The organism is Bacillus sp. N12A5, from assembly GCF_026790125.1.
Classification (GTDB): Bacteria; Bacillota; Bacilli; order Bacillales; family Bacillaceae; genus Bacillus.
This window is the reverse complement of sequence record NZ_JALAMR010000006.1, coordinates 71,712-91,585: the sequence shown is the minus strand read 5'-3', so window position 1 is coordinate 91,585 and position 19,874 is coordinate 71,712. Positions and strand designations below refer to the sequence as shown.

At 36.2% G+C, this 19,874-nt stretch carries 17 protein-coding genes; 5 read left to right on the top strand and 12 right to left on the bottom strand.

All coding sequences use genetic code 11. From position 1 onward, the window contains the following. Positions 1-4 precede the first annotated feature (4 nt). Positions 5-634: an ATP-binding cassette domain-containing protein gene (locus MOC09_RS07885; RefSeq protein WP_268370114.1), complete on the bottom strand. Its 630-nt coding sequence runs from the start codon at positions 632-634 to the stop codon at positions 5-7. A 480-nt stretch (positions 635-1,114) separates the two neighbouring features. Here MOC09_RS07885 and fbp point away from each other — a divergent pair, with 480 nt between their 5' ends. After that, positions 1,115-3,040 carry a fructose-1,6-bisphosphatase gene (fbp, locus tag MOC09_RS07880; RefSeq protein WP_268370108.1) on the top strand — a complete coding sequence of 642 codons (1,926 nt, stop codon included), beginning with the start codon at positions 1,115-1,117 and terminating at the stop codon, positions 3,038-3,040. 851 nt (positions 3,041-3,891) lie between these two features. Here fbp and MOC09_RS07875 read toward each other — a convergent pair. From MOC09_RS07875 to MOC09_RS07845, 7 genes are all read right to left on the bottom strand, one after another. Then, positions 3,892-5,358 carry a DNA cytosine methyltransferase gene (locus tag MOC09_RS07875; RefSeq protein ID WP_268370106.1) on the bottom strand — a complete coding sequence of 489 codons (1,467 nt, stop codon included), beginning with the start codon at positions 5,356-5,358 and terminating at the stop codon, positions 3,892-3,894. Positions 5,359-5,752: 394 nt separating this feature from the next. Continuing rightward, positions 5,753-6,397 (bottom strand): phospholipase D-like domain-containing protein, encoded by a 645-nt coding sequence (locus MOC09_RS07870; RefSeq protein ID WP_158304575.1) that lies wholly within the window; start codon positions 6,395-6,397, stop codon positions 5,753-5,755. 23 nt (positions 6,398-6,420) lie between these two features. Next, positions 6,421-8,196, bottom strand: a complete 1,776-nt coding sequence (drmB, locus tag MOC09_RS07865; RefSeq protein WP_003219114.1) for a DUF1998 domain-containing protein — start codon at positions 8,194-8,196, stop codon at positions 6,421-6,423. Continuing rightward, positions 8,186-11,527, bottom strand: a complete 3,342-nt coding sequence (gene drmA, locus MOC09_RS07860) for a DISARM system helicase DrmA (protein WP_268370099.1) — start codon at positions 11,525-11,527, stop codon at positions 8,186-8,188. Before drmA ends, drmB begins: the two co-directional genes overlap by 11 nt. A 15-nt stretch (positions 11,528-11,542) precedes the next feature. Further along, complete coding sequence (drmE, locus tag MOC09_RS07855; protein ID WP_003219116.1) at positions 11,543-13,882, bottom strand: DISARM system-associated protein DrmE; 2,340 nt, start codon at positions 13,880-13,882, stop codon at positions 11,543-11,545. Positions 13,883-13,911: 29 nt separating this feature from the next. Next, positions 13,912-14,391: a 23S rRNA (pseudouridine(1915)-N(3))-methyltransferase RlmH gene (rlmH, locus tag MOC09_RS07850; RefSeq protein WP_003226975.1), complete on the bottom strand. Its 480-nt coding sequence runs from the start codon at positions 14,389-14,391 to the stop codon at positions 13,912-13,914. A gap of 80 nt (positions 14,392-14,471) precedes the next feature. Continuing rightward, positions 14,472-14,642 carry a CxxH/CxxC protein gene (locus tag MOC09_RS07845; RefSeq protein WP_003219122.1) on the bottom strand — a complete coding sequence of 57 codons (171 nt, stop codon included), beginning with the start codon at positions 14,640-14,642 and terminating at the stop codon, positions 14,472-14,474. Positions 14,643-14,826: 184 nt separating this feature from the next. Here MOC09_RS07845 and MOC09_RS07840 point away from each other — a divergent pair, with 184 nt between their 5' ends. Further along, positions 14,827-15,240 (top strand): hypothetical protein, encoded by a 414-nt coding sequence (locus tag MOC09_RS07840; protein WP_268370097.1) that lies wholly within the window; start codon positions 14,827-14,829, stop codon positions 15,238-15,240. 82 nt (positions 15,241-15,322) lie between these two features. On the opposite strand, the gene MOC09_RS07835 is transcribed toward MOC09_RS07840, so the two are convergent. Then, positions 15,323-15,493, bottom strand: coding sequence for a hypothetical protein (locus tag MOC09_RS07835; RefSeq protein ID WP_268370095.1), 171 nt, complete (start codon positions 15,491-15,493; stop codon positions 15,323-15,325). Between the two features lie 147 nt (positions 15,494-15,640). Here MOC09_RS07835 and MOC09_RS07830 point away from each other — a divergent pair, with 147 nt between their 5' ends. Continuing rightward, positions 15,641-15,937: a hypothetical protein gene (locus tag MOC09_RS07830; RefSeq protein WP_003219128.1), complete on the top strand. Its 297-nt coding sequence runs from the start codon at positions 15,641-15,643 to the stop codon at positions 15,935-15,937. A 71-nt stretch (positions 15,938-16,008) separates the two neighbouring features. Here MOC09_RS07830 and MOC09_RS07825 read toward each other — a convergent pair whose 3' ends face one another. From MOC09_RS07825 to MOC09_RS07815, 3 genes are all read right to left on the bottom strand, one after another. Continuing rightward, positions 16,009-17,172: a hypothetical protein gene (locus MOC09_RS07825; protein WP_268370094.1), complete on the bottom strand. Its 1,164-nt coding sequence runs from the start codon at positions 17,170-17,172 to the stop codon at positions 16,009-16,011. A 10-nt stretch (positions 17,173-17,182) separates the two neighbouring features. After that, positions 17,183-17,920 carry a YiiX/YebB-like N1pC/P60 family cysteine hydrolase gene (locus MOC09_RS07820; protein WP_268370092.1) on the bottom strand — a complete coding sequence of 246 codons (738 nt, stop codon included), beginning with the start codon at positions 17,918-17,920 and terminating at the stop codon, positions 17,183-17,185. A 141-nt stretch (positions 17,921-18,061) separates the two neighbouring features. Next, positions 18,062-18,532 (bottom strand): GNAT family N-acetyltransferase, encoded by a 471-nt coding sequence (locus MOC09_RS07815; protein WP_268370091.1) that lies wholly within the window; start codon positions 18,530-18,532, stop codon positions 18,062-18,064. Positions 18,533-18,642: 110 nt separating this feature from the next. Between MOC09_RS07815 and rapG the strand changes: the two genes are divergently transcribed. Together rapG and MOC09_RS07805 are read left to right on the top strand one after the other, a co-directional pair. Next, on the top strand, positions 18,643-19,740 hold the full coding sequence (gene rapG, locus MOC09_RS07810; RefSeq protein ID WP_268370090.1) for a response regulator aspartate phosphatase RapG: 1,098 nt from the start codon (positions 18,643-18,645) through the stop codon (positions 19,738-19,740). After that, a complete protein-coding gene (locus tag MOC09_RS07805; protein WP_003219133.1) occupies positions 19,741-19,857 on the top strand; it encodes a Phr family secreted Rap phosphatase inhibitor in 117 nt (38 codons plus the stop codon). The last annotated feature ends 17 nt before the right edge of the window (positions 19,858-19,874 follow it).

The window sequence follows — 19,874 nt, the reverse complement described above, 5'->3', positions numbered from 1 at the left end:
TTTATTACTCATTTATATACACTTCAATTAATTTATCCACTGAATGATATTGTTGAATTTCTTGGTGATTAAATATATAATAATCCCCTTCTATCGCCTTTAAATCAGACAAATCATGTGTAATGTTGATGATAATCTTCTCGGGGTTCTCCTGAATATACTTGTTTAAGAAGCCATGAATCTCTATAACCGTTTTTTTGTCTAATGAATTCGTTATTTCATCTAAAACAATAATATTTTTATCCTCTAATAAGAAACTGAGCAATTTTAATTTTTGCTTTTGTCCATCACTCAAATTTTTGATCAGAACTTTTCCATCAATATTATCCAGATTAAGTAAATGTGTGATTTTATCTATCATTTCTGCATCAAATTTTTTCCTCAAAAAGTGTAATAAAAAGTCCTTAGAAACATCATTAGGTATATTCGAAGAGCTGGATATTAAAGAAACATTTTGACGAATATCTCTGCCGATTCTTTTGCTATTATTCAACAAAAAGTCTTTAGCAAGCTGTGATTTACCGACTCCATTTTTTCCGACAACGTGATTAATTTTCCCGCTCGAAAAATGCAAGTCGGTGTCCTGAAGTAACGTTTTGCCTTTCACTTTTAAAGTGTAATTCGCTATATTCATATACATACTCCTAGGAAATATTTGTATTCTCGAGGTACCTCTTTCGTTTCCGGTTTGGAAATGTAAGAAATGTTTTTCGATGATTAATCTGGATATCTTTTACTCTAGTTTACAATATATAACACTCAATGTACAACAACGGCAGTTTCCTCAAGGCAATTCCTTACAAGATAACTGACAACAAGCTAAATAAATGGATCGTCAATACCATATCAATGCATATTGATAACAACAATAAGGAGGATACTGAACCTTTTAGCCTAAGCCCTTGACTAAATAACCTCCTCCGTAGATTCTGCTGAAAGGTTTTTCAGCTCTAGCTGCCTTAATCTTTCACTCGTTTCAATTGTCTATAAAAGCAGTTATGCGGTACTATCATATAAAGGTCCAATGATGAAAAACAATGTCATACTTTTAAATTCACCTTATCATGCACATGCTCATAAATAGGGGTTTATTCTAAAAAGGGGATGGACGATTTTGGAAAGCAAGTACTTAGATCTACTCGCACAAAAATACGATTGTGAAGAAAAAGTGGTAACGGAAATCATTAATTTGAAAGCGATACTGAACCTGCCAAAAGGCACCGAGCATTTTGTCAGTGATTTGCACGGGGAGTATCAGGCCTTCCAGCACGTGCTGCGTAATGGTTCAGGACGAGTCAAAGAGAAGATACGCGACATTTTCAGCGGTGTCATTTACGATAGAGAAATTGATGAATTAGCAGCGTTGGTGTATTACCCGGAAGACAAGCTGAAGTTAATCAAACATGAATTTGATGCGAAAGATGCGTTAAACGAGTGGTATAAAGAAACGATTAACCGAATGATTAGGCTTGTTTCTTATTGCTCCTCGAAGTATACCCGCTCCAAACTGCGTAAAGCACTGCCTGCCCAGTTTGCTTATATTACGGAGGAGCTGCTATACAAAACAGAACAAGCTGGCAACAAGGAGCAATATTACTCCGAAATCATAGACCAGATCATTGAACTTGGCCAAGCCGATAAGCTGATCACCGGCCTTGCTTACAGCGTTCAGCGATTGGTGGTCGACCATCTGCATGTGGTCGGCGATATTTACGACCGCGGACCGCAGCCGGATCGGATTATGGAGGAGCTAATCAATTATCATTCTGTCGATATTCAGTGGGGAAATCACGATGTCCTTTGGATCGGTGCCTACTCCGGTTCCAAAGTGTGCCTGGCCAATATTATCCGCATCTGTGCCCGCTATGACAACCTGGACATTATTGAAGACGTGTACGGCATCAATTTAAGACCGCTGATGAACTTGGCCGAAAAATACTATGACGATAATCCAGCGTTCCGTCCAAAAGCAGACGACAACAGGCCAGAGGATGAGATTAAGCAAATCACAAAAATCCATCAAGCGATTGCCATGATCCAATTCAAGCTTGAGAGCCCGATTATCAAGAGACGGCCGAACTTTAATATGGAAGAACGCTTGTTACTAGAGAAAATTGATTACGATAAAAATGAAATCACGCTGCACGGAAAAACATATCAGCTGGAAAACACCTGCTTTGCGACAATTAATCCCGAACAGCCAGATCAGCTATTAGAAGAAGAAGCAGAAGTCATAGACAAGCTGCTATTCTCTGTCCAGCATTCCGAAAAGCTGGGCCGTCATATGAATTTTATGATGAAAAAAGGCAGCCTTTATTTAAAATATAACGGCAACCTGTTAATCCATGGCTGTATTCCTGTCGATGAAAACGGCAATATGGAAACGATGATGATTGAGGATAAACCGTATGCGGGCCGTGAGCTGCTCGATGTATTTGAGCGGTTCTTACGGGAAGCGTTTGCCCACCCGGAAGAAACCGATGACCTGGCGACAGATATGGCTTGGTATTTATGGACAGGCGAGTACTCCTCCCTCTTCGGAAAACGCGCCATGACGACATTTGAGCGGTATTTCATCAAAGAAAAGGAAACGCATAAAGAAAAGAAAAACCCGTATTACTATTTACGTGAGGACGAGGCAACCTGCCGAAACATCCTGGCAGAATTCGGCCTCAATCCAGATCATGGCCATATCATCAACGGCCATACACCAGTAAAAGAAATCGAAGGAGAAGACCCAATCAAAGCAAACGGAAAAATGATCGTCATCGACGGCGGCTTCTCCAAAGCCTACCAATCCACAACAGGCATCGCCGGCTACACGCTGTTATACAACTCCTACGGCATGCAGCTCGTCGCCCATAAACACTTTAACTCAAAGGCAGAAGTCCTAAGCACTGGAACCGACGTCTTAACGGTGAAACGATTAGTGGACAAAGAGCTTGAGCGGAAGAAAGTGAAGGAAACGAATGTGGGTGAGGAATTGTTGCAGGAAGTTGCGATTTTGGAGAGTTTGCGGGAGTATCGGTATATGAAGTGAGGGATGAAGATATGCTCATCTAAAGGTAGACAGAGATGAAATAAAAAATCTGTATGCCCTAGAGGAGTTTTTTCATGTTTGGAAAATAGTACTCAAGATAAAAACTATGCATACTTTCAGGATGTGATTAGGGAAATGCTTAAGCTAATGGGGTTGCAGATAAAGTTGAAAAAGATCAATAGTAGGCGGTTCTCAGTCAGATTCGGTCCGAAGATTGATATCTTGCAATTTCAGAACTAAATCAAGAGGAAAGCTTCTCTGTCCAGATTTTATATGAAATTGACAAGTTCTCACGTCAAGGGTATTACTAATGGAAGAAGCAAATGCCTTCCGCGAGAAAAACGTAATGAACAAATTATAGCCGAGATGACATTTCCTCATGAACTTTAGTATCTGGTTTTTGTTTTTGTCTTTGCTTTTGTCACTATATAATTATCTTTGAATTAAACCGACGATTGAATCCGGAGAAAACCAAACGAGGGTGAATTTTGTCAAAATCGGCCTGCCACATTAACTGCCGAACCTGTGCTATGAAGACCCCTATTCCAACAAAGTAATCGTTACTTATTTGAACAAAGATATTGTTTCTAATCTTCCATTCATCCGGAAGTGAGATGCTAAAACGTAAGCAATAAATTGTTTATTTACGCCATGACATTGTATCAGATGTAAAATAGGAGTTACGATTAATGAGTTTTGGGGGCTTCGGCAATGAAATGGATTCTAACTAAAACGACCAAGATACTTACTCTTGGTCGTCTATTTTAATTGTAGATTATTTATTTATGTTTCTTCTTAGATCTGTAAGTAAGTATGAATACTATAATCTATAATGGTGTTGAGGCAAAAAGTTATTTTAAGTTATTATACAACTCACCTGAATTCAATGTAACAATACTTGTAGTAATTTTACTCTTATCATATGAACAAAGTATTGATTCACCGATGACTTTTGCAAGTTTTGGTGGTACGGCGTTACCTATTTGGCGATATTGGTCATTTCTTCTCCCACAGAAAGTGTAATCTGATGGAAATGATTGCAATAATTGAGCCTCATAGGGAGTTAAAGTTCTTGGCTGCTCAGGATGAATGAATTTAAGTCCATCCTTCTCCATATGTGCCAAAATTGTATTTGATGGCTTATTCCAACTCTGCTTTACATATGTGTCTCTATGTTTACTCCGATTATAAGGATATAGAGTATCCAAAAATTCATTATAGTCTTCAGAATCTCTGTTCATAAAACGTGATGAGTTACTTCCCTGCTTAGTTCCGACGAAAATAACAATATCACGAAAATTATGTTCCCTCGATTGATGATTTGCCAAAAATTTATTGTCTCCAAAAGTGTTGATTCCGCACTCATTAACGAGATCATTATATTTTTCTAAAAAGCTTAAGAGGTTATTGAATTTGTGCGTTTTTTTATCTTTTATTAATTTGTACTCTTTATTTAATTTATGATAGAGCTTCTTTAGTCCTTGCCGACTACCAAAGTGATTATCCATATCTGCCAATTCTTTGATATTCTTTATAAACAAACTTAAACTCTTTTTATAATTATCAGTAATAACATCGATATTCTTAAGTTTCTCTGATATCGAAATTTTAGGCAACCTGACTGGAAGATGCTGAATTTCTCCAACTGTCTTATAAGGAAACCCTTCAGGTCCATGAGTAGGCTTCAACCTAGGCGAGTCAATTCCGAGTCTATTTGCAATGATAAAAATTCTTCTTCTGTGTTGCGGAACCCCAAAATCAGCTGCATTTAATACCTGAAACCGTTCAGATAAACTATTTTCGACTTTTGTAGAATAGCCTTTTGATTCTAGCTCATCACAAATTAATTCAATTACTTGTACTTGTTTATTTTCTACACCTTCGTGATCTACTTTTTTTGATAACATTCCTTCTACATTCTCAAACACTACAAAAATAGGTTTAAGATAATTTACTATTTCAATGAAATGTTTATATAAAGTATTTCTCGGATCATTCTTTAATTTTTCTCTCATTTCTTTTGTACCGGATCTAGCAGGACCAGCAAGTGAAAACGTTTGACAAGGAGGACCACCAATCACCACATCGATGTCTCCACACGACTGAAAAATTTCTTTTTTTACATCAGAATTTGTGATGTCTCCTTGAATAACTTTTTCCGATCCCAAATGACCACGTAAAGTATCAGAGGCAGCTTGGTTTATTTCAACCGCTCTAATAATTTCAAATTTTAGATTTGGATGATTAGCCTGTAAAAAACCAGTTGAAAATCCTCCTCCTCCAGCAAATAGATCAAGCACTCTCAATGTTTTTTTCATTCTTTTCTTCCTTTTAAAAAACTAAAAATACGTCCTTAACAATGCAGTAATCTAGATTGCATTATGTGAACCAATATTTACGAACATTCTTTATGAATCAGTTTAGCACAATTGTCAACTGATCGTTAATTTTAATAAATGATGGTCATACTTATATCATAAAGTATGACCATCATAAAGATATCCGAAGCTGATTACACCTAAAACTTTTTGTTTTATAATAACATAGAACGCTCAACAGAAAACCGACCAAAATAACGACCTTAAACGTTGCTTGATTGAAGGCTAGATCTTTGTCAGTTAGTAATAGTTCAGAATCAATTTTATATTTTTATTAATAACGCAAAAGCCGTTTATTGAAATATCTAATAATCTATAACTAATGTTCCTATTATCAATTAAGTTTTTTGAAAAATTTCCTTTCTAGCATTACCTCAAATAATGTCTCTAATTCTCTAACCCCCTCACCATGCAAAATACTACCAATTTCTATATTGTTTATTATTCCATTATAAGATAAATTTGATGATGAAATTAAGGCATGTTTATTATCAAACACAGCAATTTTAGCATGCAAATTTGAATAAACTTTAGAGTTGACTAATTTGTAGATTTTAAAGTTTTTATTTATTTCAACAATAGATTTAATAAAATTTTCATCTACATGCTTATCTAAAAAAAACTTAATTATTACGCCTTCAGAAGCTTTTTTGTTCAAAAGTTGAATCAAATCTTTTACAAATTCTGAAATAGTGTACCCCGTAATTAATATAGTGTGTTTTGAAGCATGAATATACTCTCTCAATACACCTATTGTTCTTCTTGTTTTCTTGCTGTGTATTAAAGCTGGAACTGTAGCTACTAATTCAGCTGAGATTACTTCTTTCGCAAACGTTTTATTTTGCAGCTTAATTAACGCGATAATGTTGTTTAAATCGTTTATGTCTAAATTAGGAAAAGTTTTTTTTAATTCTTTAATAATAGCATCTTCCCCATAGATATCTTCATTTCGAATAAAGCTATTTAATTCCTCAGCCAACACGTATAGTCTTGTCTGCACTTTTAAATCAGCCCTTCAAAAAATGGGGTAATATTACTCTCCATTGTATTAATAAGTAGTGACCGGTCTAATAGCATATTCCCTGTTTCACAAGCAGTCTCTGGTAGCATTGTACAAGCAAAACATGAAGCTCCGTTAATATAATTACCTTGCTCTGGCTCTTGCATTGAACACTTAGGATCATTAGAACAGAATTTTGCTTCCTCTAAAGAGGTTAATAACAATTTTCTAAAATTATTTATTTCCCCCATTTCAACAAGTCCTCCTAGTGACCCTTCTTGATCTGAGCTGCCTGTATAGATAAGAATTCCTGACATTTTCTCATTATAATAAATTCGCTCTTTTAGAGCAGATGAAGAGTACCCACATTGTAAAGACATTTCTTTCATCAATAAATGAGACAGCGTATGCATTAATACAAAAATAACATCTTTCTCACTTTGGTGTTTCCAACCCTTCTCATCTAAATAGGCTTTATACATCTTTTTATAATTTTCGGAACGTGAAAAAACTTCCTTATTCGATTCAGCCCAGTTAATTAATGATACACGATTAAATTCAACAAAAATTCCTTCGCCGAAAATCTCAACTGCTGGAAGCCAATTTGTCTTTGTATCCCCTAACCAAACAATACTGCTCGGATTTTTCACATCTGGTTCTGGAACCTCATTTCTAGTAAATCCGAGTAATACCAATATTTCCTTCAACCGTTGAGCTTTTACAATCTTTTTTATATATTTTGTTAAATCTGAAGGAATACTTTCTTCTTCAGCCTTAAAATCTTTTCCTTTTTGAATAGAACCAGTGAATCCAGTCAGTGCCTCATATTCAATTTCTTTAATCTGCTCATATTTATTTATCTCTTCTGCATCTTTGGCTCTTCTTGATATCTCAATATTGAACTTATTCCAGTTCTCTAGAAAATTTTCAAAAGTATCAAATAAACTGTGAGCTTCCTCTTTCATAGAATATGCCCTTTTTAATCCTCTTTCCCCAAACAACTCTTCGGCATATTTGAAATCTTTTGATTCCCGCATAAAAAATTCATAGTATTTATTAACATTTTCTACTGAGATAGGAATGGATATTGCACTTCTTAGGACTGGGAAATAAACATTAGAAGCCCCTCGCTGTAATGGAATAATCTTGCCACAAGATTGTTTAGGTTCTTTAGAGTTCATCCTATGTGGGTGATTTCCTTCACATTGTAAATTACTAAAATATTTTTTTTGTGTGGCTAGTCGCATGTTATTACTATCTCCACAACTTAAGCATTTTACTATTAATGATGATAAACCAGAATCCTTGCCAGAGCTTGTTAATTGTAGTTCACCTCTACAACTTGTGTGTGATCTTTTATGAGCCCACCAGTGCCATGGAAAATCATCTAAATGGTTTTCATTTTCACAAGAAACAATAAATCTCGAAGGATAAGCTTTCTTATTACATCTAGGGCATATTGGACCCTTTTCAAGATAAGAATTCATATCAAATCTATCCCTTATGTCAAATAATCTCCTACACTTTAAATTTGAACATACATGGTAATTTGGAAATGGAATAGCAGGCAAATCTTTTTTTCCCTTAGTAGGTATTTTTTTGAACAAATCTTTTTTCAAAAACCCAGATAAACGATTATCATAAATTTCTTCTAAATTATCCCCCCAATAATTAATATCTAAAATTACTAATGAATCGTTGATTGAATCCATTATTGCACCAGGGCCATATGTTGTTATTAACTGACCAGGCCTTACTTCACCAACTTCATTTTTCACTTTTATACCACCCATCTTGAATATATATCTTAGAAGTTGCCTCGATTTGTCTCATTGAATCTAAAGTATCTCTTTCCTCTAATATTTTAGGCACACGATCATTAAATCTTGATAGCAATCTAACTTCACTCTTGTTAAGATTCTCTGAAGACGGGAAGAAATAATACTGTAAAGTAGATTCTCTTCGGCTTAAGTTCTGCCAATTATCTAAAAAATGGTCTAGATCATTTAATGTATCTTTTAGGTTTTTGTTATGTGAAATGGACACTCGTTGTCGAAAAATTCCTTTTAATTCTGATAAATTTATAGAACTAATATTAACAGCATCCTTGTTATTGATTAAATTACTGTTTTTTAGTCTTAACATAGCTACTAATGAAGCATGTAATGCTCTATCTCTTGCACGTGCAGCGAAGGGAGTTGCCGTTGTTCCTTCCACATGGTTATATAATCTACTATGGTATCCTTTAAAGTTTTCATAATGTGATAAATCTCGGGGACGATAAGGGTTATACACTGTAACTACAAGACCAGGTTTACTACGTCCTACACGACTCGATGCTTGAATGTACTCTGAAGTTTGTTTTGGTTGTCCGTTTACGACCATAAGACCAAGGCGATCAACATCCATTCCCACTGATATCATATTGGTTGCCAGTGCTACATCAAGTTCTTTATTCCCTGTTGATTTATCTAGTAATTCAAGAATCTGTGGAATTCTATAAGATGGAACTCGAGATGTTAATTCTTCTACGTTGTCAATGTATCTCTCTTTAGGGAACCCATAAATTGTCCTCAATCTTTGGATTCGTTTGCGTACGTCATCATCTAGTAGTCTAACAGCTCCACCTAATTCTCTTATACTATTAAAGTATCCAATTAGTGTTCGATATGGATCAATGTAATCTACATACTCTGCATATTTAGGATCTTGGATAATCGTTTCAGATACTTGTAGTAAAACTGAAAAAACGCGCAAAATTACAGTCTTCATTGATGAACCATTAACACAAACTCCCGTATATAAACGGAATGGAAAATCTTCCAAATTCCTCTCTCTACCAAAAAATGAATCCTCTATATTTAATCCTGGTGGAGGAAATTGACTCGAAGATAAGCGTCCAAAAACTTTTTTTACTTGTTCCTCCGCATTTTTTATTGTAGCTGTAGCTGCAATGTATTTCGGAGGATATATTTTTTCTTCTATTTTAGCAGTACATAAATTTTCTACAGCTGTTTCATAAAGTCCATAAATTGTTCCTAATGGTCCGGTGATTAAATGCAGTTCATCTTGAATAATTAATTCCGGTGGATAGAATTCTTTCACTTGATAAACTTTGGCCGGTGGATTGTAATGTCGAGTTTTATGATTTTCACCATTGGCAATATATCCGCATTTTTGACAATAACGGTCTACCCTTCCAAAAATATTAGCCGTTTTTTCATCCCAAGGCAATCTGGCGAATTTATCAACTGTAGATATTATTATAGATGGTGCTTTGCGATAAATTTCTTCGTCTACTAAATAAACTGGTATATGATTCTGGTGGTAATAGCATTCAGTATTTTTACAAAAAATCTTAATTCCAACTTTTTGAGTGCTAGTATCTCTATTCGGTAAGTATTTGAAATTAGGATTTTTTGATCCACAACACGGACATTCTATAACTTGTTTTTCAATTTTTTCATACTCTTTTCTAACTTGCCATTCTTTTTTATATTTTTCTTGTAAGTCCTCTAATTTATTTGCAGTAACTTGTCCACCGACCCAAAAACCTATCGAAAACTCACTATTACCGAATGATTGGCGGTCTTGAACACGTAGATATTCTGCTGCTGAAATTAATCTTGTAAGACGATCTCTTTGTTGTGTAGTTAAAAGCCTTAGTGTATAGCGTAAAATGACAGTTACTCCACCATCTTTATTGTAGGAACTTACCTCATCTCTAGTAAGACGACGGTACCCAAGCAAGAATGCAATAATTCCTAAATATGCTTCAGTCTTTCCCCCACCTGTTGGAAACCACAATAAATCTACTAACTCCCTATCTTTTGTAGATGGATCAATTATTCCTCTAATGTTTTGAAGGATAAATGCTAACTGGAAAGGTCTCCAGTTAAAATTCTCCTTTGAAAGTTCATTCTCTAACGTTGTTATCTGATTATTTTTTGAATAATTCTTCATACTTATTTGAGTATGCATAACTTCATTCATAAAAATAAAAGCTCTATAGGCTTTAGAATTATTGCGAAGTATATCAATACCCTCTCTAATACGTTTGAGGGAATCTTCACACTTATCCATAGCCATCCTCGCAGATTTTTGATCGTCTACTGAATCAAATGTTAAGTCATTAATCCAGTTGTTATATCGATCTGCTAAATTATTTAATTTATCTAGTAAAGAAAATGGATTTTGATCTATTGCCATCTTTCTAATTGAAAAATAATCGTTTGGCAGATCTCCGTATTTCGAATCATAAGGAAGTTCCGTACTCATTCCTTCAACTTCATGGGTAGGTATAAAAGATGTTTTTATAACACTGGCGTTTTTAGAGTTGAAATTAAACCATTCTACAGCACATCCGAAACCTTTTGCAAAAATTGGTTTGTTTCTATATAAATATTCTTGAAAATCAGATTTATCTTTCCTCGCAAGGTTTTCTGGTATAAAGATAGCTGTATTCTCAACATCAGATATTTCCATACTTACTTGATAAATTGATTTTTTTTTCGTTTTATCAATGTTTTTATTCACCAAAAAAATTGATAAAAGATTATTGGTAGTGCCTTTAATACTCACTTTTTTTAACATTAACTGGATATTTTCTAACATACCCTTCTTGGGAAGATTTATTTTATAAGATTCTTCATCTAGAGGAATTATAATAGTATGATTAATTACTTTTCTAACCCATATTGAAATTTCTTTATTAGACTTTTCATCAAACCTTTTATCTTTTTTGTATTCACCCCATCGAATTATCGCTTTTAATTTTTTCAATTCTTTATCGGTATACATTTTTAAACCTAGTGAATTTTGTCTCTTCTTCGTTTTATCTTTTCCAATTTTTTCGTTTTTCGTTTCTTCTTCATCAGTTTCTGTATTCTCATTTTCAATAGTAGGTCTTACTAATGGTTCTAAATAAGGCTCATCTAATTCTTCTGTTTCTTCGACTTCTGAATCCACAGGACATAACATTCCTGTTAAATAAGCTTGTGAAGGATCTTCTGTTAAAATATCTTCATCATTATATTCTGGTCCAATTAAATCTCTCTTTAATTCTTTAACGAAGATATCACGCACTTCTGAATACTTATGTCTATCCATTTCTCCACCTCATTTTTAGAAAATGCAACCTACCTCGGAAGGCTTGACTTTATAAGTTTCATCTGATATTGAAGCCATTTTTTTAATTTTAATAGCCTCTTGAATTTCTTCTAAAGACAAATTATATTTTTCAAGAAAAACACTATCGCTTGTATCAATACTTCTTTTTGATAAATAAATGATTTTATTAAGCAACCTTGCTGCGGTTCTTCTCTCAATCCTTATATGTTCCATTGACTTATAATAGTGTTCAGCATTAACAATAAAAACATTTATATCTAACGCTTTACCTAAAATCTTAATATCTTCTAAATCTCTTGGGCCGTAAGAATACCCTGATCTCCAGTTTTTTAATACATTTTTTGTAGATTTATCCCAACCCAACGCAATCATTTTCTCATAAAGTTTATTATCATCTAATTTAAGAAAAAAGAATTTATCTTCATATAAATTTCTCCATTCCCGAACATTTTTATAGTGGAGTTTTGACAAATTTTTTTCAGTTACATTATCAATAAAGATTGTATATAAATCTTCTTTAATATCATTATTAATAATTAATATTTCTTCATTACCCTTTAAATTTTTTAAATGATCCTTCCTAATATCTTTTTTACTTTTGATAAGATACCTTACTGCATTTCCAGGTCGTATAAACATTTTAGAGTCATCAGTGAAAGTTACTAATTTGGCTTTGACAGCATTTTCGAATACATATGGCTTACTTAAGCGATTGGATAAATCTAATTTAATTCTGTTGATTGAATCTAAAACATCCTCGATTTTAATATTTAACTCTTTATGTCTATCAGTATCTATACGTTTAATTTTTTTATAGAGTATTTGATATATTGTTTCATTATTTCTTTTGAAATCTGAAAGCGGGAATTCGTTATCAATGTCAGACAACATATTAAATTTAGATTTTAATTCTCTTATTTCGAGCTGATATAGTAATACAATCATTTTTTTACCAAAGGTCCTCAAAATAGGATCCAAATCACTCACTCTGATAGCTGATGTTAAGATTACAGTATCAAAATTTCCACTCTGAATATCTTTTACATCTTGATAGCTTTTTATATATACACCTTTACTTTCGAGATCAGAAATATCTACTTTTAAATTTAAAGAAATTTTCTCTTTTAATCCCAAGCTGTCAATTTTTCCTGATGATACAATTAAAATGATTTCTTTATTCTTTATTGCTTTATTTATTATCAACTCTAAAGTTTCATATTTAGGTGAAACCGTATCCAATTGATATTTATTAAAAATATCCTCTATCAATCTAATAATTCTTTCAAAGTCTAAATTCTCATATCTAAAATCACTATCTTTTAATTCTTTAATCAAATTTTTAATACTATTATATTTGGGATCAAAGGTAGCAATAAAATCATATTCTACACCTTCAATTGTCATTCTAATTGAATTATATAGTAAACTTCTTATAATCTTTAGGTCACTACTATTAAAATTATCTCTTTGTAACTTCTGTAATAGTTCGAACGCTTCCTCTAAAGCGTCTTCAAATGGGGATTCAATATACTTAAAACTAATTTCGTTTATATCAGAGCTAGGTAGTTCCATATTTTCGCCACCATCTATAAATTGTTTTAACTCGAAGTTATCGATTATATAGTTTTTATTCTCTTTTTTAAGTAAATATGGTGCTCTTATATCCAAAGGGTTATCTAAATAAATAAAGTATGGTGTATTTCTCTTTTCTAAAACATTTATATTACCTTTAATACTTTTTCCATCTACAAATATATAATCAAATTCTTGTAAGTCATTTGTTTCTAATGTCTTTATAGTATCTGAAAATGTAAATGTTGGCGGTTGAATATTATCCACTCTTCCCAATGTATTACGTTCTCCTCGGGAGATGGGTTTGAAGTTTTTTCGTCCACTCGCTACTGGCATAACATAATATAATGGTATTAATTCTGGAATTTCATTATTAAAATATCTAGATAAATAAGTCCGCCAATAAACCATTGAATAAGTTTTATCATTCATATCACAAAAAAAACCATTTGCATTTAAAACTTTGTGGTACCTATTACAATGAACAAAAACATCTGAAGTTTTTATATTTACTTCTTTAATTTTTTCTATTAGTTTACGATTTCTAGATATAATTAAAATACTCGATCTTTTGATAAGATTTTTTTTACACTCAAAATTTTTTTCTAAATTATATACACAGCTTATTATCAACTCTAAAACTATTTCATTATTAGGATATATAAAAACTGAATTCTCCTTATTGACCCACTCTTTTTCAAAAGAATGAATAATATAATTATTCAGTTCATTAACAAGTATTGTATTATTAAGTACTTTCAAGATTTAACCTCCTTTCAAGTTATATTTTTTTATTTATGATAAGGCTCCCCACGATTAATCCGAAAAGCCCGATAAATCTGCTCCACCAGAATAAGCCGCATCAACTGATGAGGGAACGTCATTTTCGAGAACGACAGCTTTTCATCCGCTCGCTTCATCACTGCGTCGCTCAATCCGAGTGATCCGCCGATGACGAAGGTGACTTTGCTTTTTCCATATGTAGCCAGCTTATCTATTGTATCGGCTAGCTCTTCGGATGTTTTCATTTTTCCTTCGATGGCGAGGGCGATGACGTGGGCGTCGGGGCTGATTTTGGATAGGATGCGGTCGCCTTCTTTGTCTTTTATGATTTTCATGTCCTGGTCGCTTAGGTTTTCCGGCGCTTTTTCGTCCGGGAGTTCGATGATGTCGATTTTTGCGTAGGCCGAAAGTCGTTTGGTGTATTCTTCAATGCCTTGCTTGAGGTATTTTTCTTTTAGTTTTCCGATTGTCACAATATTGATATTCACAGGTCATCCCCACTTTAAAAACAAGTTATTCATATATGTTGTCCACAATTGTGGATATCTTTTCTGTATTTTGTGTAAGATCATTCGTTCCCCACTATATATACTGCGGGGTCTCCACATAATTCACAGGCTGTGGATAAACTGTTAGTATGTTCGATTTTTCTGATTTCGGGCGGCAGCTCGTGGTCGTCTATGTACATATCCAGCACCGTTTCGATGTGTTCTTCACAGGAATAATACGCTTGTTTCATGTTCATATCCTCCGATGTTTTCTTCCATTTTTACAAATGTTCTCTTCTCAATATAACCTATTTATTCACATGTTAGTAGTGCTTCGGGCTGAGTTTTATCCACAATTCGACAAACAAGCTGTTGATGACTCTATTTCGCTCGTGTGTTAGTTTGGATGTAGCCGATGTGTGGGGAGGTCTGCATTTGTGCTTTAGATGGGTTTGGCTCTTTGTGATTATGTTGCTGCTTGCTGGGTGTCAGCCGTCTTATTGGGTGTTAGAGAAGGATCGAATCGGTGAAGGCAGTCCAGACTTAGAAATATACGCTAATTACCTTCAAATGCATGATGACGTGAAAGGATATCAAGTCTTCACCATATCAGAAGGCAAAAAAATGGTCGTGGTGTCTCTCGGAAGCAACGCGAATGATAAGCAGCTTGAAGTGTCAGACGTCAAATACTCGCCTAAAGAAACAATTGTGACTGTGAAAAGAAAACCTGCTCCTGAGGCAAATGAGAAAAACCCTTATATTTTGATTGGACTGGACAAAATCGAAGGAGAATTCATCGTACAGGATGAAAAGGGAAATCGCTTTGAAGAAACGGATTATCAGCAATAAAGCCGGCGTTCCGAGAACGTCCGGCTTTTCTTTTTAGCCTTCCATTCGGGTCGATGATGAATGTTTTAGCATCCTTCTTTTTTTACGAGTGTTTTTTCTGTATTCTTAGAACAACAAATATGCCAAGAAAGCAGCCGATAATGGTTCCGATGAGGTCAAACCAATCCGCTTTTCCTCCATTCAGCATGAACACAACAGCCGCCGAGATTATGCCGATGACCACTGCCAGAAGAATGACCCGTTTGGTGCGCATGTAATTCCTCCTTTACCCATTCTCCAGTTGATACATTAATTTTACAATAATTCGCATATTTAACACAGAATTAATTTTAAATCGAAAGGAATCTCATGAAATCCGTTGAATTTTTTATTTGATTTCAAAAAAATGGGAGGGAATAAAATGTTTAAAAAAGTTGTGATTGGAACTTTAGCTTTAGGAATTTCACTAGGTATTGGTGGCACTCTCGCTAGTCCGGCTTCTGCGGCTGAATTCTCTACTAAGGAAGTCAAAGCACAGGCTACCAAGTATATCTCCGATTATAAAGTAACTTACTGGGGCTATTCTGACGTTGATGATATTCCTGACTATTACAGCTACTCAAAAGACGGATACACAGGAACATTAAAACTCTCTCATGTTGAACCGCGTTATGATGGAGGCTGGACAGCGTTCTATTATGGATATGTATCAAATTAAGCACCAGAAAAAGAGACTTCCTGCAAGTCTCTTTTTCGTATTTCCTGAGAAATAATGTGACAATACTTGCCTTAAAACCTCTTCATCACCTCAACATCATACAGCTTCAAATGACTCTTCGGCGTCACGACATCCTTTACCTTCCTAATCTCTTTTTCTTTCATTTTCTTTCCGGTTTTCAGACTGTACTGTTCAATGTAGGCAGGCTTGTTATACGTGTATGTGAAGAAATAGAGGCTGCTGCCTTTTTGGGTGATTTCTTTGAAATCGGCTTTCATTTTGTCCTGGGAAAAGGTGAAGACGATGCTTGTTTTTCCTGTCTTGGCATCGATTTTGTGTACCTTTCCGAAGCCGTCAATGAAATACAGGTTCCCGTCATAAGGGAAAAAGCTGTTTTTAAAGCTGAAGGGCATGGAGCTGTATATCGTTTGCTCGTCGTTTTTGTATTCGGCGATGTCGTGCAGCTCGACTTTGCCGCTTTTCTTGTTGATCTTGACCATTTGATAGAGATTGTGGGCTTTTAGGCCGCGAACCATAACATAAACAGCTTGGTCGTCCACAGCAAGCTGGGATTCGACTGAGGCTCCTTCCCGGTACTGCCATTCCGTTATCTTGTGATAAATGAGCTTCCTTTGATCTGCTTGAATCTGGAGGAGCTGATAGCCTTTTTCGTCAGCTGTCGGGACGAGTGCATAAATGGCGCCGTCATGAAAACCGGAGGCTCGGATGTAGTAGGGGATGACGTCTTTTTTCCACTCTCCGTCTATTTGGCGGTACAGCTCTGAGCGGTATCCGTCTCCCTTTTTGTCGTAGCCGGAGTTGTATAAGGTATAAAAGCCGTCCGTGTTTTGCAGAAAGCCCGCGCTGTCTCCTGTGTGCTGATAGGCTCTTTTATGAGAACTCAGGCCGTTTTTAATCGTATAAATCGTGTTTTTGTCCTCGAGCATCACACTGTCGCCGTGAACCTTGGCTGAGCCCAGCTCAAGGCCCTTCATCTGAAATGAAGACAGCGTCCCGTCCTGGCTGATAAACAGGGCGTAGCTTTTCCCGCCGCCAAATGCATCTTGATCCGCAGAGGATGAGAAATACAGCAGGACTTCTTTGTCATCCAGGAAATCGGGGTTTCTGAGATCCTGCTGACTAACGGTTTTATGGTTTTTGAGAGGAGAAAGGAAGACAAATAGTGCAATTCCTGCGAAAATCAGGATGGCGATGGTGATCATCCACTTTTTCATATCCTTCTCCTTAGTAAATGGTCATGATGGTTGTCGTATACGAAGAACTTGTGATGTCGCGCGGATACACGCCTAAGCCTCCGTTGCTGTCTATATCAATGCCTGCTTTCAGCAAAAAGGCAGACCATAGGAGCTTTGAACAGTTTTTGGCGCCGTCATGGCCGGTATTTCTGTTATTGACGAAGTTAAATGAGTATGGGTCACCGACTTTTGATACCGCCCAGTCGGCAGCAGCTGTTTTTTGAGATGAGGATACGCTGACGGTTTGCACAATGGAGTTGTCTTCCACGTCTCTGGCATTATACGCGATCTGCCTGACGCCGTCGCTCGGGACAGATTCAACAATTTTGTCAGCAGCGGAGTACATGCCGACGTGGCCGTGATTGTAGTAGGCTGTGTAGGAGTTCGTGTAATAGATATTGCCTTTCGCGCTTGTCGGGAGTTTTTTCGTGCCGGACGACCCGCCCATGATAGACATGCCGCTTTCCTTGGCGAGCCGGTCTCCCTCTGTTTTATCAGCCGTGATTTCCTTATAGAACTGTTTTAGGATAATGTCCTGCTTTACGTGCTGCTGTTTGGCAATCTGGCTGGCAGATTTCATGATTTCTTCCGGTGTCGTGCCTGGCTGCAGTGCGGCGATTTCTTCAGCATAGTTTGTGGCCTTTACGGCTTTCGCGGGAGAAACAAACAGGCTGCCGCATACTGTAAGCGCTACCAAAAACATTGACACCCGATTCCTCAACTTCATTACATCTCCTCTTTTCTTGTGAGTGTAGGAAAGGTAATTTCCTCACCCACATTATATTAGGAAAATAAGGAAAGTAACTAGGTTATTTACAGAATTTTTAGAAATCATTTACAGAAATAGGCCTTTATCAGGCCCTTTTCGTTAAATCTTCTTGCTCATCACTACGTCTGTTTCTTGAAATCCGGTTTGCTCATATAGCTTTCGCGCCGTCTGATTATGGGCAAAGACATGAAGGGACAGCTTGCGGATTCCCATACTGCGTGCCGTTTGATCTAATGCCGCCAATGCTTGCTTTGCGTAGCCCTTTCCCCGATACGGTTCATATAACCCGAAATCATAAATAAACGCTTCCTGCTGCGGATGTTCCGGTTCAGCATGTATCCAGAGCCAGCCAACAATTTCCTTTTCATTCAGCTTGAGGCTCCACAAATGGTGATGGGGTGTTTCCAGCCCTCTCGGAAGCAGAGCAGAAAAAGCCTGCTTTGACAAAAGCTGTGCATCTTCAGGCAGCCATGTTCCCGCTATTACCTTCTCTTCCGCGTAATGCTTTGTTGTGTACGTGAGATAAGACCGAAATTCTTCTGTCTGCATAGGGGTCAGCATGATTGTCATATCATCTCTCCTTCATATATTGACTAGAGGATTTTACATAAAATAGAAAGAGGTGTTACTATCAGAATAAGCAACTGAGATTGATAAGTCACTAGAGAAAGGAGTTTCACATGAATAAGATCGCACCCGCAGAAATCGCTAGCATGCTCAACGATTGGTACCTTGCCATCAAGAAACATGAAGTTGAAGAATCCTCCCGTTTATTTGAAGAAGTGAAGCCTTTATTGGATGACATGGAAGAGGATCAGGAGGTGCTTGCCTACTTCTCCTTATTGGAACTGCGCCACAAGGTTTTGCTTCACGAGGCGAGAGGACAGGGATTTCAGCATGAGGAGCCTTCTCATATGAATGCTACGTCTGACATGCTGAAATATTACTTTTTTCTGTTTGAAGGCATGTATGAGGCCTATAAAAATAATTATGACATTGCCATTGGGCTGTATAAAGATGCCGAACAGTATCTCGACAACATTCCCGACCCAATTGAAAAAGCCGAATTTCACCTGAAGGTCGGAAAGCTCTATTATAAACTGGGACAAAATATTGTGTCTCTCAATCATACACGGCAAGCGGTCAAAACCTTCAGAGAGGAGGCCGATTATAAAAAGAAACTGGCCTCAGCGCTGATCACCATGTCAGGCAATTTTACCGAATTGAGCCAATTTGAAGAAGCCGAAACGTATTTGGACGAAGCAATCCAAATCACGAGAGAACTAGAGGATCATTTTTTTGAAGCCCAGCTTTTGCATAACTTTGGCCTTCTTCACGCGCAGAGCGGCAAATCAGAAGAAGCGGTCTCCAAATTAGAACAGGCCCTGCAGAATGAAGAGTATGCCCGCTCCTCCTATTATTATCATTCTGTCTACCTAGTGATACGAGAGCTGTTTAAGATCAACAAGAAAGATCAGGCCTTATGTTATTACCAAGAAGTGAAGGAAAAATTGGCTGCTGAGCCGAATAGAGTATGTGAGGCAAAAATAGAGATTTTAAATGCCATTTATGCAGAAGGAGGTCATGCGGAAACGTTTCACTTATGCAAACAACATATGGATGATTTGGTGTCCGAGAAAGAGTATGACAGTGTAAGAGAACTTTCCATTTTGGCTGGCGAACGGTATAGGGAACTTGAGCTTTACAAAGAAGCTGCCCACTTTTTTTATGAAGCATTACAAATTGAAGAACTGATTAAACGAACGGAGGTTATATAAATGAAAAAGTTTCTGATTGGTGCAGGTGTCGCAGCGGTGATTTTATCAGGATGGTTTATTGCGGATCATCAAACCCATTCACAGGAAATGAAAGTCGCTGAGAAAATGATTGGCTAAAGGAAAGACCCCCGCGG

Excerpts from the sequence above, each read along its gene's own strand:
- MOC09_RS07885 (WP_268370114.1), bottom strand. The coding sequence starts at position 634 with ATGAATATAGCGAATTACACTTTAAAAGTGAAAGGCAAAACGTTACTT.
- MOC09_RS07875 (WP_268370106.1), bottom strand. The coding sequence starts at position 5,358 with ATGAAAAAAACATTGAGAGTGCTTGATCTATTTGCTGGAGGAGGAGGA.
- drmA (WP_268370099.1), bottom strand. The coding sequence starts at position 11,527 with ATGGATAGACATAAGTATTCAGAAGTGCGTGATATCTTCGTTAAAGAA.
- MOC09_RS07845 (WP_003219122.1), bottom strand. The coding sequence starts at position 14,642 with ATGAAACAAGCGTATTATTCCTGTGAAGAACACATCGAAACGGTGCTG.
- MOC09_RS07835 (WP_268370095.1), bottom strand. The coding sequence starts at position 15,493 with ATGCGCACCAAACGGGTCATTCTTCTGGCAGTGGTCATCGGCATAATC.
- MOC09_RS07830 (WP_003219128.1), top strand. The coding sequence starts at position 15,641 with ATGTTTAAAAAAGTTGTGATTGGAACTTTAGCTTTAGGAATTTCACTA.
- MOC09_RS07825 (WP_268370094.1), bottom strand. The coding sequence starts at position 17,172 with ATGAAAAAGTGGATGATCACCATCGCCATCCTGATTTTCGCAGGAATT.
- MOC09_RS07820 (WP_268370092.1), bottom strand. The coding sequence starts at position 17,920 with ATGAAGTTGAGGAATCGGGTGTCAATGTTTTTGGTAGCGCTTACAGTA.
- MOC09_RS07815 (WP_268370091.1), bottom strand. The coding sequence starts at position 18,532 with ATGACAATCATGCTGACCCCTATGCAGACAGAAGAATTTCGGTCTTAT.
- rapG (WP_268370090.1), top strand. The coding sequence starts at position 18,643 with ATGAATAAGATCGCACCCGCAGAAATCGCTAGCATGCTCAACGATTGG.
- MOC09_RS07805 (WP_003219133.1), top strand. The coding sequence starts at position 19,741 with ATGAAAAAGTTTCTGATTGGTGCAGGTGTCGCAGCGGTGATTTTATCA.